The 17496-nt window shown below is 37.1% G+C and carries 20 protein-coding genes; 10 read left to right on the forward strand and 10 right to left on the reverse strand.

Translation table 11 applies throughout. The features are described from left to right. Positions 1-20: 20 nt before the first annotated feature. The 6 genes from GNP81_RS06165 (at position 21) to GNP81_RS06190 (ending at position 3434) form a co-directional block, all read left to right on the forward strand. Positions 21-563 (forward strand): GNAT family N-acetyltransferase, encoded by a 543-nt coding sequence (locus GNP81_RS06165; RefSeq protein ID WP_155672330.1) that lies wholly within the window; start codon positions 21-23, stop codon positions 561-563. Positions 564-648: 85 nt separating this feature from the next. Further along, positions 649-1077, forward strand: coding sequence for a PACE efflux transporter (locus GNP81_RS06170; RefSeq protein WP_155655969.1), 429 nt, complete (start codon positions 649-651; stop codon positions 1075-1077). Between the two features lie 29 nt (positions 1078-1106). After that, positions 1107-1706, forward strand: a complete 600-nt coding sequence (locus GNP81_RS06175; protein ID WP_155674447.1) for a sugar O-acetyltransferase — start codon at positions 1107-1109, stop codon at positions 1704-1706. A gap of 124 nt (positions 1707-1830) precedes the next feature. Continuing rightward, a complete protein-coding gene (locus tag GNP81_RS06180) occupies positions 1831-2205 on the forward strand; it encodes a hypothetical protein (RefSeq protein WP_155674446.1) in 375 nt (124 codons plus the stop codon). 229 nt (positions 2206-2434) lie between these two features. Continuing rightward, positions 2435-3091, forward strand: a complete 657-nt coding sequence (locus tag GNP81_RS06185; RefSeq protein WP_155674445.1) for a Qnr family pentapeptide repeat protein — start codon at positions 2435-2437, stop codon at positions 3089-3091. 52 nt (positions 3092-3143) lie between these two features. Next, on the forward strand, positions 3144-3434 hold the full coding sequence (locus GNP81_RS06190) for a putative quinol monooxygenase (protein WP_155672334.1): 291 nt from the start codon (positions 3144-3146) through the stop codon (positions 3432-3434). A 71-nt stretch (positions 3435-3505) separates the two neighbouring features. Here the strand turns inward: GNP81_RS06190 and GNP81_RS06195 are convergent, their stop codons facing one another. Both GNP81_RS06195 and GNP81_RS06200 read right to left on the reverse strand, forming a co-directional pair. Continuing rightward, positions 3506-4726 carry a NupC/NupG family nucleoside CNT transporter gene (locus GNP81_RS06195; RefSeq protein WP_336495417.1) on the reverse strand — a complete coding sequence of 407 codons (1221 nt, stop codon included), beginning with the start codon at positions 4724-4726 and terminating at the stop codon, positions 3506-3508. Positions 4727-4965: 239 nt separating this feature from the next. Next, a complete protein-coding gene (locus GNP81_RS06200; protein ID WP_155672336.1) occupies positions 4966-5877 on the reverse strand; it encodes a LysR family transcriptional regulator in 912 nt (303 codons plus the stop codon). Between the two features lie 158 nt (positions 5878-6035). Here GNP81_RS06200 and cobB point away from each other — a divergent pair, with 158 nt between their 5' ends. Further along, positions 6036-6749, forward strand: coding sequence for a Sir2 family NAD+-dependent deacetylase (gene cobB, locus GNP81_RS06205; protein WP_155674444.1), 714 nt, complete (start codon positions 6036-6038; stop codon positions 6747-6749). A gap of 106 nt (positions 6750-6855) precedes the next feature. Here the strand turns inward: cobB and GNP81_RS06210 are convergent, their stop codons facing one another. The 5 genes from GNP81_RS06210 to potA form a co-directional block, all read right to left on the reverse strand. Further along, positions 6856-7899 carry an extracellular solute-binding protein gene (locus tag GNP81_RS06210; protein ID WP_155672338.1) on the reverse strand — a complete coding sequence of 348 codons (1044 nt, stop codon included), beginning with the start codon at positions 7897-7899 and terminating at the stop codon, positions 6856-6858. A 201-nt stretch (positions 7900-8100) separates the two neighbouring features. Continuing rightward, on the reverse strand, positions 8101-9135 hold the full coding sequence (locus GNP81_RS06215) for an extracellular solute-binding protein (RefSeq protein WP_005419251.1): 1035 nt from the start codon (positions 9133-9135) through the stop codon (positions 8101-8103). A gap of 124 nt (positions 9136-9259) precedes the next feature. Further along, complete coding sequence (potC, locus tag GNP81_RS06220) at positions 9260-10030, reverse strand: spermidine/putrescine ABC transporter permease PotC (RefSeq protein WP_005419249.1); 771 nt, start codon at positions 10028-10030, stop codon at positions 9260-9262. Continuing rightward, complete coding sequence (potB, locus tag GNP81_RS06225; RefSeq protein WP_011261915.1) at positions 10030-10887, reverse strand: spermidine/putrescine ABC transporter permease PotB; 858 nt, start codon at positions 10885-10887, stop codon at positions 10030-10032. Before potB ends, potC begins: the two co-directional genes overlap by 1 nt. Next, the gene (gene potA / locus GNP81_RS06230) at positions 10871-11989 is read right to left on the reverse strand and encodes a spermidine/putrescine ABC transporter ATP-binding protein PotA (RefSeq protein WP_012533573.1); all 1119 of its coding nucleotides are present in this window, start codon (positions 11987-11989) and stop codon (positions 10871-10873) included. The genes potB and potA overlap by 17 nt, the downstream gene beginning before the upstream one ends. A gap of 313 nt (positions 11990-12302) precedes the next feature. Between potA and GNP81_RS06235 the strand changes: the two genes are divergently transcribed. Genes GNP81_RS06235 through GNP81_RS06245 form a run of 3 tightly spaced genes read left to right on the forward strand, consistent with a single transcriptional unit; the run spans position 12303 to position 14510 of the window. Then, entirely contained in the window at positions 12303-13118 is an 816-nt protein-coding gene (locus GNP81_RS06235) for a DUF2189 domain-containing protein (RefSeq protein WP_005419243.1), read from the forward strand. 8 nt (positions 13119-13126) lie between these two features. Then, positions 13127-13861: a glucosaminidase domain-containing protein gene (locus tag GNP81_RS06240; protein WP_155672339.1), complete on the forward strand. Its 735-nt coding sequence runs from the start codon at positions 13127-13129 to the stop codon at positions 13859-13861. Position 13862: 1 nt separating this feature from the next. Continuing rightward, positions 13863-14510 carry a DUF2987 domain-containing protein gene (locus GNP81_RS06245; protein WP_155674443.1) on the forward strand — a complete coding sequence of 216 codons (648 nt, stop codon included), beginning with the start codon at positions 13863-13865 and terminating at the stop codon, positions 14508-14510. Positions 14511-14582: 72 nt separating this feature from the next. Here GNP81_RS06245 and ttcA read toward each other — a convergent pair whose 3' ends face one another. From ttcA to GNP81_RS06260, 3 genes are all read right to left on the reverse strand, one after another. Beyond that, a complete protein-coding gene (gene ttcA, locus GNP81_RS06250) occupies positions 14583-15506 on the reverse strand; it encodes a tRNA 2-thiocytidine(32) synthetase TtcA (protein ID WP_155674442.1) in 924 nt (307 codons plus the stop codon). Between the two features lie 134 nt (positions 15507-15640). Further along, the gene (gene uspE / locus GNP81_RS06255) at positions 15641-16591 is read right to left on the reverse strand and encodes a universal stress protein UspE (RefSeq protein ID WP_005419236.1); all 951 of its coding nucleotides are present in this window, start codon (positions 16589-16591) and stop codon (positions 15641-15643) included. Positions 16592-16742: 151 nt separating this feature from the next. Further along, a complete protein-coding gene (locus GNP81_RS06260; protein WP_005419235.1) occupies positions 16743-17495 on the reverse strand; it encodes an FNR family transcription factor in 753 nt (250 codons plus the stop codon). Between the last annotated feature and the right edge of the window lies 1 nt (position 17496).

Here is a 17496-nt window from a genome sequence, read left to right on the forward strand (position 1 = left end):
CGATAGGAATAATTATAGGTATGCACCATCAAGATCAATTGACTGAACTGAGTTATAAAACGACACGCCTTGTCATTGAACATATAGATTCTGTGATAGTAAACGAGCAAGGAAGCCAAGTCGTATTGAATAAGATTGTTGCGTTACTAACACCTCAAGTTACCCAAGGGTTGCCTCCTTATTTCCATGATATAGAAACGATAAAAGAAGCGGAAATATGGCTGAAGAAAATGTCGAATGAAAGTCAGCTATTTACGGTATCGGCTAAGAATACTAAGGATATTATTGGCTTTTTATTTTTATCGGGAGCAGATAGCGAGGAAGTTCATTTAGGGTACTTATTAGGTGACGAGTATTGGCATAAAGGTTATGGCTCAGAATTACTCAGTGGTCTCTTAGATTACCTGTACCAACACCCATCTATAGAGAGACTTGTTGGTGGTGTTGATAAAGATAATATTGCCTCTGCTAAACTACTAGAAAAAGTAGGATTTGTTGTCAAAGAAGAAATGGATTCTATGGTTGTGTTTTATGAGTATATTTTTAATCATACTAAAAATTAGTATACGAAAAGCGGATAGCTTCTAACTTTTACTCTCTATTTTTCTTTATATAATGACGCCAACATTAACCTTTGGAGTTGTTATTATGAGAAGTCGTTTTGACCGAATTCGTCACGCTATTATGTTTGAATTGATTGGTCTTATTCTTATTGTCGGTGTTTTAAGTCAATTTGGTTTTGAAATGGGGCATGTTGGTATTATGGGTGTCGTATTTTCACTTGTCGCAACAGGGTGGAATTATGTCTATAACATCTTATTTGATAAGTACATGATGAGAAAAACAGGCAGCACAGTAAAATCAACATTAAACCGTGTTGTTCATAGCTTAGGGTTTGAAGGCGGGTTATTGATTTTGACTATTCCTGCCATGGCCTGGTTTTTAAATATTAGTATTCTAGAAGCGTTTATTCTTGATATCGGTCTCGTGGTTTTCTATCTGTTTTATGCGTATGTATATAATTTAGCTTATGATAAAGCTTTCCCTATTAATGAGGTAAAACAAGTCGCTCAATAGGTAGGGATTAGCTTAACTAAGGAGTGGTTATGAGTCATAAATTGTCAGATTTTTCAGTTCAAATTCCCATTAACAAAGAACTGTGTGCATTTCAGGATGAAGTAAAAGAGCAACTGTATGACTTTAATCACTCTCGACCATCAGAACATCAGTTAAGAGCCGACGTATTAAAATCTATCCTTGGGCAATACAAGGGAGTAACTATCGTTCCTCCATTTTATTGTGATATGGGAAAGAACATACATTTTGAGTGTGGTGGATTTTTGAATGCAGGAGTTAAGATCTTAGATCTTGCTCCTGTTTTTATTGGATCGTATGTTCAAGTTGGCCCAAATGTTGTGATAAGTACAGCAGGGCATCCTTTTGATTTAGCAGAACGAGTATTACCTATTGCATCAGCTAACCCAATTAAGATTGGAGATAATGTTTGGATTGGTGCTAATGCCGTTATATTAGATGGTGTGACGATAGGTGATAGAAGTGTTATTGGTGCAGGAAGTGTAGTGACAAAAGATATCCCACCAGACTGTGTGGCTGTTGGTAATCCTTGCCGAGTTATTAAGACTATTACCCATTCAGAAATGCCATCTGACGATGAACTTGATGAAATGTGGTCAGGTCTAACATAAATATTGTTATCAATAAAATACACAATTGAATAATTTGTGAACAATATCATTTATTAGTGATCACAACGGCACATTGTTTTAAAAAAATTTCCTAGAATATATCTATAACCACAAGGAGGTAATTATGGACAGTGTGACTATTGCATTACATCAGTTAAATAGAGCGATTGACCTTTATTTTAATGAGCGTGATTTTATTTGTACGATTACATTAAGTAACTCTGTGCAGACAATTTTAAGAAAAAAACTCATTTCAGAATCTCAAGCAAGAGCATGTGAAGATGTTATTTTTAATAAATCTTTTACTACTTTTCAGCAAAATTCAAAGACAGAGCCTTGCGTTTCTCTCCATTCGTTAGAGACAGAACATGAATGGGAAGAACAAGCGACAGAAGTTCTAATGAAATGCTGTGAGAACGTGATGAAGCTTAATTTGCCACGTAGCATTCAGGTTTCGGCGTTTGTAAGAGCAAAGAGCAAAATGTTTGTATGTTCTTAGTATAAGTAGAACGTTATGTATTAACGCGCTATGTGCATTTCTAGCTTGTGAAATTATTTTTTTGGTCTTGGCGTTCGGTTGTCAGTTTAAAACGGCGTTAATCCCTTTTATAACTCGCTCTAGGGGGTGAAAATGGCGATTTTAACCTATTGATATTAAAGGTTTTGTTTTTTGTTGAGTTTATTTCGCTTACTGGTAGTCTTCTTCTTAACAAGCTTAAGGAGTATGTATGGCTGTATATAATGAAACATTTAATAGTATTGATTTCTCACGCCAAGATCTGAGTAACGCATATTATGAAGGGTGTAAGTTTTACCTATGTAACTTTTCTCGTACAAATTTAAGAGATGCTCAGTTTGTTGATTGCAGTTTTATTGAACAAGGGGCAATTGAAGGATGTGATTTTGAATATGCAGACTTGCGAGATTCGTCCTTTAAGTGTTGTAAGATTGCAATGGCTAATTTTAAAGGTGCAAATGCATTTGGTATTGAATTTAGAGAGTGTGATTTAAAAGGGGCAAACTTTGTTCAGGCTAGCTTTTCAAATCAAATTAATCATCAAATGTACTTTTGTTCAGCTTACATTACAGGCTGTAACTTAGCGTATGCGAACTTTGAACGCTTATGCATTGAGAAGTGTGACTTGTTTGAAAATAAATGGAATGGCGCTAATTTACAAGGTGCGTCCTTTAAAGGTTCTGATCTAAGTCGAGGCTCTTTCTCAGAAGATGCATGGGAGCAGTTTAAGTTTCAAGAGAGTAATTTATGCTATTGTGAATTAGAGGGCTTAGATCCTCGTAGAATTGACCTAACCGGTGTGAAAATCTGTGGATGGCAACAAGAGCAATTGTTAGAACCGTTAGGATTAATTGTACTTCCTGAATGAAGACGTGCTTTAATAGTTAATCAACGCTTTTTAAATAGAATGAATTTATACAATGACTAAGATATTAACGATTGTTGCAAGAATTGAAGCGCAAGAAGGTAAAATTGAATTGGTGAAAGCAGAAATGCTTAAGTTACTTGAACCGACACGTAAAGAAGTCGGTTGTATTCAATATGATCTTCACCAAGATAATGAAAATCCACATGTATTTGTATTTCATGAGCAATGGGAAAGTGAAGAGTGTCTTCAAGCTCATTTAGATACGCCTCATATTATTAATTATGTAAAGGCGGTGGATGGTTCTATTGCTTCGTTTGTTATGAATCGAATGACTAAGCTTTAAATCTATTATTCATTTATAAAAAAAGCCACTTATGATTATTCACAAGTGGCTTTTTATTGTCTTACTTACTATTAGAAAGACAGGAAGATGCCTGCAACAGTAGCACTCATTAAGTTTGCTAATGTTGCTGCAAAGATTGCTTTCATACCTAAGCGTGCAATATCAGGGCGGCGACTTGGAACTACGCCACCTAAACCACCCATTAGCATTGCAATAGAGGTTAGGTTTGCAAAACCACATAGGGCAAAAGTAACAATCGCTTGGGAATGTTCACTTAATTGATCTTTCACTGCCATTAAATCAGCAAAGGCAACAAATTCATTAATTGCGATTTTTTTACCAATTAGACTCGCTGCAACCGTTGCTTCAGACCATGGTACACCGATTAACCATGCAACTGGTGCAAATAGGTAACCAAAGATCAGTTCTAAACTTAAATTGTCTAAACCAACAAGTAATCCTAATTGATGTAAACCACCATTTAATAATGCAATTAAGCTAATGATAGCTAATAAGCTTGCACCAACAGCAAATACAATTTGTAAGCCATTTAATGCGCCTTGTGATGCTGCATCAATAATATTTACAGGGGCATCATCAACTTCATCTTCTGAGTATTGCTCTGCTTCATTGATTTCTTCTGTTTGAGGTACAAGAAGTTTTGCCATCATTAAACCAGCAGGTGCTGACATAAAACTTGCAGCAATTAAATATCTAAGCTCGACACCTAACCCTGCGTAACCAACCATTGTTCCACCTGCTACAGAGGCAAGACCACCAACCATAACGGCAAACAATTCAGATCGTGACATTTTTGCAAGGAAAGGGCGAACAACCAGTGGTGCTTCAACAGAACCAACAAAAATATTTGCGGTTGCAGACATAGATTCAGTACGAGTTGTGCCTAAGAAGCGTTGTAATCCGCCACCAATGGTACGAATAACCCAGCCCATAACACCAAGATAATAAAGAACAGAGATCAGTGCAGAGAAGAATACAATCGTAGGTAAAACGTTTACGGCAAAAATGAAGCCCAGTTTGTATTGTGCAAGATCACCAAAAAGGAATTCAGTACCTACACGGCCGTAATCAATAATGCTTGATACCGCCATAGAAATACTATTTAAGATAGTTCGACCAATAGGAACGTATAAGATAAAACCGGCAAACAACAGTTGAATTAGGAAGGCTCCTAATACGGTTCTCCATTTTATGGCTTGACGGTTTTCTGAGAAAAGAATTGCAATCGCGAATAGGCAAACAATGCCTAAAATACTGACCAAAAAGTTCACGGTCAAACTCCAAAAGTATCTAGTGTGATGATTGCGGAGGTATTCTATTCAAAAATAAAAGTGTGACAAGGATCAAGTTGTTAAGCCAAATACATTGTCTTAACATAAAAACGGGATTTTGATGAAGGAGTAGACAAAAACCTAGTTATTGAGGCTTTTGTCACATATTTAAAAGTCAGTTTTTAGTATTTGGGATAATGGTGGTGGTTTTTTAGTGAATAGTCCCATCAGTAAAATGATTAAAATTTAGCAATTTGTGTCTCATTTATATGCTGACGAACAAACTCCATGAAAACATGTACCTTTTTAGGTAGAAATTTTCGTCTTGGATAAACGGCATAAAGTGGCATTGATTGGTTTAATTCCCAATCAGGTAAAAGTTGAACGAGCTTACCTGTTTGTAATTCATCAGACAGAAGATAAGTGGCAATATAACCAATACCGTTACCTGCAGTGGTGGCATTACGAATGGCATCAGCAGAGTCAATACGGTAGTTACCAGACACTTTTATCTGGAGGTTTTCATCCTCTTTGTGAAAGCCCCAAACATTATCTTTTCGCTCTCGACTAATATAAGTTAAGCAATTATGTTTTTTTAAATCATAAGGGTGGTAAGGGATCCCTTGTTTTGCCAAATATAGAGGGCTCGCAACTAATACAAAGTGGCAATCAATTAAATGTCGAGCAACAAATCCTTCTGGTGGGGAATCCATCACACCTATCCATAAGTCTAATTGCTCTGCAATAACATCGATCTTATGATCGAACAAAGTGATCTCTATATTTAATTGTGGATAAGCCTGATGAAGTTCAGATAAATAAGGAAGAATGTGATTAGTCGCAAATGATTGAGCAATACCAACACGCAATTTACCTTGTAGGTTATCAATATTGGTCAGTAGTTCATTTTCAGCTTCGTTAATCTCATCGGCGATATTTGCACAGTGAACAGCAAAGGTTTGTCCAGCTTCAGTTAAAGAAAATGAACGTGTTGTACGTTGAACCAATTGAACACCTAAGCGTTCTTCTAATAATTGAATTTGTTGGCTTACTTGAGTTCGCGATATATCAAGAAGCTGTGCAGCTTTAGTAAAGCTTTGTTGTTGAGTTAAGGCGTTGAACACAATCATTTGTTTGGCTTGCTTTAACATGTATATCTCTATTCATTATTAGTATGGTTAACTCCATTGTAATGGAGGGACTGTGCCGAATAAAGCAGCTTAGGTGTTTGTTTTTAGTATCCATAGAAACTGTAATGTTATTCATGATAGAGTTTGGATAAGAATCAAAATTGATTAAGGATGATTTCATGCTATTTCCGTATAAGAATATCGTAATTTTAACTGGTGCTGGAATATCGGCAGAGTCGGGGATCCAAACTTTTCGTGCTAGTGATGGGTTATGGGAAAATCATCGAATTGAAGATGTCGCAACACCAGAAGGTTTTTTAAAGGATCCTGACTTGGTTCAGGACTTTTATAATAAACGAAGAGCTCTGTTGAAAAGTGATAGTATTCAGCCAAATGCTGCTCATAAAGCATTAGCGAAACTTGAAAAAGAGTTAGATGGTACGGTGACAATTGTGACTCAGAATATTGATAACTTGCATGAGCGCGGTGGAAGCACCAATGTAATTCATATGCATGGTGAGTTAAACAAGATTCGTTGTGAAGAATCGAATCAAGTGTTTGAGTGTACTGATGATATTCATACTGGTGATTTTTGTCATTGTTGCCAAATACCAGCTCAGTTACGTCCTCATGTCGTATGGTTTGGTGAAATGCCATTAGAAATGGGCAGAATCCATGAAGCGTTAAATCAGGCTGATTTATTTATTTCAATAGGCACGTCTGGCTCTGTTTATCCTGCTGCTGGTTTTGTGCATGAAGCTCGTTTACATGGTGCGCATACCATTGAAATTAACTTAGAACCAAGTGCCGTAGACGATGAATTTGAAGAAAAACGATATGGTAAAGCGGGTATTCTAGTACCTGAATTAGTTGCAGAGCTTTTGGAAGTATAATATCAATTAAGGTTGGTATAACGTTTAGAGAAAGTTTTAATCATTAGTAAAAAAGCCAATAAATCGTTGGATTTATTGGCTTTTTATTAATTAAAACGTGACTTGATTACATGTCAACTTTTAGCTTTTGGAAATACTCATCATAAAGTGTGCTTGCTTCACCCACTTCATCTTGCCATTCACCTGAATCCATTACAGATTGAGGTGGGAAGATGTTTGGATCATTAGCAAACTCTTTAGGTAGAAGAGGGTAAGCTGATTTTACTGGCGTTGGGTAGCCAATTTCTAAAGCAATTTTAGCAGCATTTTCAGGACGTAATAAGAAATCCATCATTTGATGCGCTGCATCTATATTTTTAGCTCCAGCAGGGATTGCTAAGCTGTCCATCCAGAAGATTGCACCTTTATCAGGCCATACGATTTGAATATTTGCGCCTTCTTCACGAGCCATGTAAGCAGAACCGTTCCAAAGCATACCAACACTTGTTTCACCCGCTAAGTATGGGTTTGCAGGGAAGTCTGAGTTAAATACCAAAATGTTTGGCATTAGCTTTTTCAGCTCTTCGTAAGCGGCTTTGATTTCTTCAGGATTTGTTGTGTTTGCAGAGTAACCTAGTTTCGTTAATGCGATATGGAACACTTCACGTGAGTCATCCATCATCATTAACTGACCTTGCCATTTTTCATCCCAGAAATCATTCCAAGAATGAAGCTCATTCGGGTTCATCATATCAGCATTTACGCCGATACCAGTTGCGCCCCAAATGTAAGGAATAGAGTAGTTGTTATTTGGATCAAAAGGCTTATTTAGGTAGTTTGGATCTAAGTCTTTGAAATGAGGTAATTTAGATTTATCAATCTTTTGTAGCATACCTTCTTTGCGCATCTTTGACACAAAGTAAGTTGAAGGAACAACTAGGTCATACCCAGAACCTTGAGTTTTTAATTTAGCGTACATGCTTTCATTCGACTCATACGTCGAATAGTAAACCTTGATACCAGTTTCTTTAGTGAAGTCTTCAAGAACTTCATTGGGAATGTATTCTGACCAGTTATAAAAATAGAGCTCTTTATCTGCAGCTTGTGCATTACCAGCAATTAAGGCTGCAGCGCACAGTCCTGTAGAGACGAGAGTTGTCCACTTTTTCATTTCCTTCTCCTATATATGAGGGGAGTATCCATAATTAAGCGGGTAGTATAGCAATTTTTGTGGAAGACTTCATGTCATTGCAAATCAATAACTTGGCTTAAATCAAGGTAATATAAATTAGTTTGTAAGGAAATTTATGCGAGGGAGATCAAAAATGGCAGCGATATACGCTGCCATTAGTAAGGTTCAGTAAGGGTTAGGTTACTGTCCGGCTTTCAGTTTTAAGAAGTACTCTTCGTATTTAACTGTCATGTCACCAACTGCAGATTGCCATTCAACACGGTCTAAATCTTCTTGTGATGGGAACAGTGGTGCAACGTCTTTAAACTTGTCGTTTGATGCTTTAACTGCTGTTAGGTAACCAGTATCAGCTGAAATGCGTGCTGCGATTTCTGGACGAAGTAAAAAGTCGATCATCTTATGAGCTGCTTCTACATTGTTTGCGCCTGAAGGGATTGCAAAGTTATCAACCCAACCGATACCACCTTCTTTAGGGAAGATAAGTTTAATTGGTAAACCTTCAGCTTGAGCGGCTGCTGCAGAACCATTCCAAAGCATACCAAGACCAACTTCGCCAGCCATGTATGGTGCACCTGGGTTGTCTGAGTTAAATACTAATACGTTTGGCATTAGTTTTTGTAGCTCAGCATACGCTTCGTCAATTTCTTTCGGGTTTGTTGAGTTACCTGAGTAACCTAACTTACGTAATGCAATGTGGAATACTTCACGAGTATCATCCATAAGCATTAATTGACCTTCAAATTCTGGATTCCAAAGATCGCCCCAGCTATTGAAATCATCTGGGTTATACATTTCTGTGTTAACTGCAAGACCTGTGATCGCTACTACGTGTGGAATCGAGTATTCATTTTTAGGATCAAATGGTTTGTCTAAGTAGTTCGTATCCAATTGAGTGAAGTTTGATAGTTTTGATTTATCAATTGGTTGAAGCATTTTTTCGTCACGCATTTTTGCAACGAAATAAGTAGAAGGAACAACTAGGTCATAACCTTTATTGTGAGCCTTCATTTTAGCGTATAAAGTTTCGTTTGACTCATAAGTAGAGTAGATAACTTTAATGCCAGTTTCTTTAGTAAATTCTTCTAAAATATCACTGTTGATGTATGGTCCCCAGTTCATGAATACCAATTCATCATTTTCTTTTGCGTTTGCAACATTCATTGTTAGTGCTAAAGCGCAGGCGGTTCCAGTAAAAAACGCAGCCATTTTGTTCATTGATTGACTCTCCATTAGAGTGATAAAAAAGAAGACATGTCGAACAAAAGGCATGTCTTCCAGATTTATTGTTTGCATGAAACGACGGTTTACATGAAACAATTAATTTAAAACATTAGAACTATTACTTAATTTTTTCTCTTGCTAATAGCTGTGAAAGTACAACTAAAATCAGAGAAACAAACAACATTACTGTTGCTAAGGCATTCACTTCAGGTGAAATACCAACTTTAACCATCGAGTAAATCTTCAATGGTAAAATTTCGTAAGTTGGACCCGTTACAAATGAGCTGATGATTACATCGTCCAATGAAAGGGTAAAACTTAATAACCAACCAGCAGCTACAGCCGGTTTTGCTAGAGGAAGGATAATTTGTTTAAGAATTACCCATTCACTTGCACCTAAATCACGTGCAGCTTCTAACATCTTCACATCAAAACCTTTTAAGCGGCTATAAACTGTTACAACCACGAATGGTAAACAGAAAGTGATGTGAGCAATCAATAGTGTTAAAAAACCAAGCTCAAAACCAATTACAAGGAAAATAGCCAGTAATGAAATTGCCATTACGATATCAGGAGACATCATCACAACAAACAGTAGACCATTAACGAACTTTTTGCCTTTAAACTGATAACGGAAAAGGGCAACAGCCGTTAAACTACCAATAATAGTTGCAGCAGTACCAGAAATTACAGCGATAGTAATCGAGTGCCAAGCTGCTTGCATTAAGCTGTCATTGTTTACTAGCGCTTCGTACCATTTTGTAGTGAAGCCGCCCCATTTCATACCAAATTTACTTGCGTTGAATGAGTTCGCAATCAAAACGATGATTGGTAGGTATAAGAAAAGATATACCAAGCTCATAAAACTAAATCTAATTGTGCGTCCCATTAGTCTAGATCCGCCTTTTTGTTTAATAACTTGCCTGCACGGTAATAAGCATAAAGCATTAATGCCATTGCTAAGGTGAGGGCGATACTGGTTGCTGCACCAAATGGCCAATCACGTGCGTTCAATACTTGGCTCTTAATTACGTTACCAATTAGTAGGTTTTTCGCACCACCTAATAGGTCAGAAATATAGAACATACCAAGAGCTGGAAGTAATACTAATAAACAACCGCCAATGATACCTGGCATTGTTAGTGGCAATACAATCTTCCATAGAGTTTGAAGTTTGTTTGCACCTAGATCACGTGCCGCTTCTAAGTAAGTACCGTCAAGTTTTTCAATTGCTGAATACAGTGGCAAAATCATGAAAGGTAATAGAATATAAACCAAACCAATCATTACTGCTGTTTCTGTGTACATAATGCGTAATGGCTTATCGATGATATCCATTGCAATTAGGCTTTTATTTAAAATACCTTGAGTACCTAACACAATTTTTAAACCATAAGTACGGATTAACGAGTTAGTCCAAAAAGGAACAATAATTAAAAACAGCATAAATGGACGCCATCTTTCAGGCATTTTTGCAACGATGTAGGCAAATGGGTAACCCACAACCAAACAGATTAACGTTGCAACAATGGCCATATAAAATGAATGCCACAGCACTTTTGCATATAGTGGATCAAAAAGACGTAGATAGTTATCCATCGTAAACGTCATTTCGATTAAATTTGCTTCATCACGAGTTAAGAAGCTAGTACCGATGATCATTACATTTGGAATGAAAACGAACAGCAGTAACCAACTAACAATAATTGTGATGATGATATTTTGGAGATTAAACTTCTTGTTCATCTGCTAACACCACTTCCCAGCTTTCAACCCAAGTAATTGCTACTTTTTGACCTAAAGAGTGATCAACATCTGGATCATCTTCATTAAAGAACTCACTGATCATTACACGCATACCTGAATCTAATTCAAGTACAGAGTCTAAAGTCATACCTTTGTACGTACGTTCACGTACATAGCCTGTGATGCCTTTATTGTCAGACTCTTTGATTTCTTCTAGGCGTAAATCTTCAGGACGAAGTAATACTTTCACTTTATCGCCAGGAGCAACATCAAGGTCGCAATATACGATAGCTGAAGTATCTTCGATTTCTGCTTTAATACGTTTTTCATCAAGACGTTCTTGCACTGTAGCTGCAAATACGTTGATTTCACCGATGAAGCGAGCAACAAATAAGTTCTTTGGTTCTTCGTAAATTTCACGAGGAGTACCGTCTTGTTCAATAACACCATCACGCATTACGATAATACGGTCAGACATTGAAAGAGCTTCTTCCTGGTCGTGAGTTACGAAAATAAAAGTAATACCTAACTGACGTTGTAATTGTTTAAGTTCAATTTGCATTTGCTTACGTAGTTTGTAATCAAGCGCAGATAAAGATTCATCAAGAAGAAGAACCTTAGGCTTGTTTACAACTGCACGAGCAATTGCGATACGTTGTTGCTGACCACCAGATAACTGATGAGGCTTACGGTTTGCCATTTGAGCTAAACGAACCATTTGCAGAGCTTCTGTTACACGAGGCTCAATTTCTGATTCTGCAACTTTTTGCATACGTAAACCAAACGCAACGTTCTCAAACACCGTCATGTGCGGGAATAGGGCGTAACTTTGGAATACGGTATTCACATGCCTTTGTTCTGCGGGCATTGACGTTACATCTGTCGAATCCAATAAAATTGTTCCAGCATCAGCGGTTTCGAAACCTGCGATCATGCGTAACACTGTGGTTTTACCACAACCTGAAGGACCAAGAATTGTTAAAAATTCACCGTGATTTACATCTAAGTCAAAATTAGAAATCACTTCTTTGCCATCAAAGCTTTTAGAAATACCAGTTAATTTAATAACTGCTTCTTTTTCGGATTGTTGTGTAACGTTCAATGTCTTTTTATCTCCGCCTTGGGTAGTGATACCGCGTTTAAGTGTTGATTATAAATGGGGATTTCGGGCGCATAATAGACCCCATCTCACAATATGAAAAGTTTTTTTTATTTGATATGGCAAACTTTTTTAAAAGTCGTTGATTTTCAATCTATTTGTGTATCTATTTTGAGCTTTATTATAGACGAAAATCAGTAAGTTGGTGTCATTTGTTACAAATAACTTTGTATTTAGATAATTTCTTTTTTATGAATACTGCACACATGCTTTGAAATACGTATAATCGCCCCATGTTTTATTGTGGTACACAGAAATGAGTGAACAACCAAAAGAGAAAACGTTTATCTTAGGCGGCAGTATTGAAAAGGCAGTTTCAGGTCAATTTGAATTGAGCCCTGTGAGTGTTCTTCAAGAAGCTTGGAAAAATACGGTTAAACATTTTTTCGTCTTTTCTCCAGCAATACTATTGCTCACATTCTCATATATGGCGGTATTCTTTTTAGCGCTTCAAATTCAACTGGGTGATCCTGCTGTTTTATTTAAGGCATTTTTAGGTGAAACTGAACTAACAACGAAGATTTCATATGCTGCATTTGTCGCTGGTTTAAGTGCTCAAGTGATTGTTTCTCCACTAACGGCAGGAGCAAGCTTAATGGGCATGAGTCATGCTGCTGGTTTAAAATGTCGCACAAGCTATATTTTTAAAGGGATCGCTTCAGCTGGCATGGTGGCACTCGTTACGATTTTATCTGAAGTGTTGCAAGGTATGGTAAATATTTATTTACCAATGGTAGCCCTTTATTTGTCGATGGCTTTTGGTATGTCTATTTTACTTGTGTGCGAGAAAAAGGTTCCGCCATTACAAGCGTTATTACTTTCATTTAGAGCGACAAATAAAAAACTGGCGTCTATGCTGTTAATTCATATTGTTATTATGCTGGCGTTGGTGTTCGGTATTGCATTATATGGTGTCGGTTTGATTGTAGTTATGCCTTTCATTTTTAACGTGAAAGGAATTATTTACCGCAATATGTTTGGTATTACTTTAAAAGTAATGGTGAAAGATAAGAGTGGAGATGATGAGGATAAACCTGATCAATCTGTTCAAAATGATATTTTCAATGCGTGAGTTTAATAATGATTAAAAAAATCTTAATTTTATCTACTGTATTAATGATGGCGGCATGTACACCTAAAGAAGAAGTGCCGGATTTTAAAGCATTTAAAGATGTAAAAGAAAAAAAGGCTGCTTTTTTTAATTTTATGTATCCAGCGGTTATTGCTGAAAATGCTCGTGTTAAAGAAGAGCGTGCGTTTATTGAATCATTAGTTATTAAAAACGACAACGATACAGATTTATCATCAAAAGAGTTAGAAAAGGCTACTGAGTTATCAAAAGCCTATAAAGAAAAGTTAACGGATAAAGGTGTAACGGCTGAGTGGCTTAATAATATGCTTGTTAAGGTTGATTACATTCCTGCGCCTTTAGTTCTTAGCCAAGGGGCTAATGAATCTGCATGGGGCACATCTCGTTTTGCTCGCGAAGCTAACAATTACTTTGGCCAGTGGTGTTACACTAAAGGCTGTGGTGTTGTACCGAGTAAACGCAATGAAGGTGCTGTACATGAGGTCGCTAAGTTTGATTCATCTCAAGAAGCGGTTCATGCATACTTTATGAATGTTAATCGCAATAACGCGTATGCAGACCTTCGTAAAATTCGTATGGAATTGCATGCTTCTCCACAAAACTTAACACCAGAGCAAGAAGCGAATGTATTAGCGAATGGCTTAATTCGTTACTCAGAGCGTGGTGAGGCATATGTTGAAGAAATTCAAGCGATGATCCGCCACAACAGCCAATACTGGAGATAAAATGAAAAAATGGATTAGTGCGACGACGTTGTCACTATTGTGTTTGGCACTACCTGTGAAAGCTGAGCAGTATCGCTTTACGTATACAAAGCTTTACTATCAATTAAAAGTGAACCAGAAAGAAGGGCATGATGATGTTCGTATGGCACTTTTCTTTAACGACGCTAAAACCGGTAAAGCTTGTCAGATAACAAAAGCATGGATGGAAAAAGAAGAGCATTATGAGGAATTTGCGATTCCGAATAACCAAGAATTACCTCTTCCTATTGATAACAATTTAAAGTCAGCTAATCCATTAGTTTATATCCAAACTGAAGAAGGCAAGCAATGTGATATCTCGATGGAGGTATTGGCAAATAAGTCTTTCGTTGGTTCAGTATCAGCTAAAGAGCTTAAAGAATTAACGATTCAGATGGATGCAATGCTTTCGGATATTGGTGGAATGTTTGCCAAATATTTCATGCCTGATGTTGAAGGTATTACTTTTGTTTTTAGTGACGCGGTCACTAATGGTGTTAGCGTTTCGACAGGTGAGTTACTGCCACTTAACAATGGGAAAGTAACAATAGATCTTCGAAAGTATAATGATGATGTTAAATTTGAACTACCAACTGAAGCATTAAAAGTAACACCATGGCTAGTAAAATAGTTCGAATAAAAACAAAATAAAAAAGGCGCAAACGGTTAATGTTTGCGCCTTTTTTGTATTAGGGTGTTGCTATTACTCTACATTCACAACATCTAATTTTAATGCAGGATCAAATTCTGCAACGGCATCGTCTGCATCAACTGGTAATGTTGGCATTTCTTCTTTATCAAAACCAATATCACCACCGTTAATAACACCTGAATCACGGTTAATGCTCTTAAAGTCAAACGTATTAAAGTCAGCTAAATGACTTGGAACTACGTTTTGCATTGCAGTAAACATAGTTTCAATACGTCCAGGGAACTGTTTATCCCATGTATTAAGCATTTGCTTAACGTTTTGACGTTGCATGTTAGGTTGTGAGCCACAAAGATTACATGGAATGATAGGGTAATCACGCATGTCAGCGTATTTGATGATGTCTTTTTCACGACAGTAAGCTAAAGGACGGATTACAACGTGTTCACCATTATCTGAAACTAGTTTTGGTGGCATGCCTTTTAATTTACCACCGTAGAACATGTTTAAGAACATGGTTTCTAGAATATCATCACGATGGTGGCCAAGAGCTATTTTAGTTGCACCTAGTTCTTTTGCTGTACGGTATAGAATGCCACGACGTAAACGTGAACATAGAGAACAAGTCGTTTTACCTTCAGGAATTTTATCTTGAACGATAGAATAGGTATCTTCTTCTACAATTTTATATTCTACACCTAATTTCTCAAGATATTCAGGAAGAATATGCGCAGGGAAACCCGGTTGTTTTTGGTCTAGGTTTACAGCGATTAAGTCAAATGAGATCGGCGCACTTTTCTTTAAGCTCATTAAGATATCAAGCATAGTGAAGCTATCTTTACCACCAGATAGACATACCATGATGCGGTCACCGTCTTCAATCATGTTGTAATCGGCAATAGCATTACCAGTATTACGACGGATTTTCTTTTGAAGCTTATTGAAATTGTATTGCTGCGCTTTAGTTAATTCGCTCATTTACTTACTCTAAACTAATGGTGGAACTGATAAGGCGGGTATTATACCCAAACAAGATCAATAAGCGAGTTTAGACGGGATTATTTTGGGAGAAAAGGGCCTAATACTTGTTCAGAATTAGGCCTTAATGAAATTTAGCTGATATGGTTAGGGTCCAAAGGGCTAATATAACCATCTGGTTTTAAGGCTAAAATATCACAGTTAAGTAAATCTAAAGTGTTTTCAGCAGTGTTACCAATAAAAATTGCAGACAAACCAGTACGGCCTGTGGTACCAAGAATAACAAGCCCTGCGGTAAGTTCATCTTCAACTTCAGAAATTACTTCTTCAGTTGGCCCTTCATATACGTGAGTTTGCTCTTCTGGAATACCGTGTTTTTGTCTTAATGCTTTCATTTGTGTCAAATGATGGCCACGAATAGCATCTTTATATTGCACAGCATTAAATTCTGGTAATTCCACATGAATAGATGGTGGTGTTGATGGATAAGCATTAACTAGGTGAGGTGTTGAGTTTAACACTTCAGCGAAATAGATGGCTTCATCAACCATTTTATCATTCAGTTGTAAGTGTGCAGGGTTTTCAGACCCAACATGTACTGAGGCTAGAATGTTGCCATTTTCAGGCCATGGGCGTTCTTTAACCAATAAAACTGGAATAGGAGACTTGCGTAACAAATGCCAATCCGTTGGCGTAAAGAATACAGTCTCTAATTTTGCATGTTGACGTGTTGCCTTTATCAATATGTTATAACTGCCATCGAAGATTTCATTAATGATGGCTTCATATGGGCGGTTATGCCAAACGACTTTGATGGTTATAGTGACATGATCTGATTTAGAATAATCAGCAATAACATCATTAAGCATTTTTACTTTTTGAGAGACAACACCGTTACGCATCGCCATCCGCTCATCAGCAGATAGCATAGAAGTCATCTCATAAGAAAAATCATAAGTGGTACAAAACAGGGTGATCTCACTTGGTTTTGTACTTCGATTAGCAATATCTAATGCACGTTTCAGTGCAGGTTGTTCTTCCTGATCTATGATCCCAGCAACAAGTATTTTACGGTAGCGGTTCATACTAACCTCCTTGGTAAAAACCAAATTCATAAAACTGTTCTGTTATCTATACTGTAGCAGTTAGGGAATGAAAGTGGGGAAGTTAGATGCAAAAAAGTGAGGTACATCAAGAGATATACCTCACTTTTTAAAAGCAGTAATTGTTTACGATTTACTTAATTTCTTTCGCAGAACCAGCAAGCTCAGCTAGGGCATCATGATCATTGATTGTGATGTATTTGCCTTTTACTGTCAGCATTTCAGTTTTTTGGAAACGACCTAATAGACGGCTAATTGTTTCAACAGTTAAACCTAGGTAGTTACCAATATCACCACGTGTCATTGTTAAACGGAATTCTCTTGGAGAGAAGCCACGTTGATGAAAACGAGTCGATAGGTTGTAAAGGAATGCCGCTAAACGTTCTTCTGCGTTCTTTTTAGAAAGAAGAAGGATCATTTCTTGGTCGCCTTTAATTTCATTACTCATTAAGCGCATGATTTGCTGACGAAGTTTTGGCATTTTTCCTGATAAATCATCTAAGATTTCATAAGGAATTTCACATACCATCGATGTCTCAAGAGCTTGAGCAAAACTAGGGTGTTGAGCTTCAGTAATTGCATCAAAACCAACGAGATCACCAGCTAGGTGGAATGCAGTAATCTGCTCATCACCTTGTTCTGTGATCGTGTAGCTTTTGATTGTGCCTGAACGTATAGCGTATAAACACTTCAGTTCATCACCCGCTTTAAATAGCTCTTGACCTTTTTGAATTGGCTTTTTACGTTCAATGATCTCATCTAACTGATCTAATTCAGAATCATTCAAAGTAAATGGGATACATAACTGACTGATACTACAATCCTGACAGTGAATAGCACAACCGCCTGACTGAATTCGTTTGTTTGCTGAGTTATCTGACATCATC

It is taken from the genome of Aliivibrio fischeri (assembly GCF_009727955.1).
Lineage (GTDB): Bacteria > Pseudomonadota > Gammaproteobacteria > Enterobacterales > Vibrionaceae > Aliivibrio > Aliivibrio fischeri_A.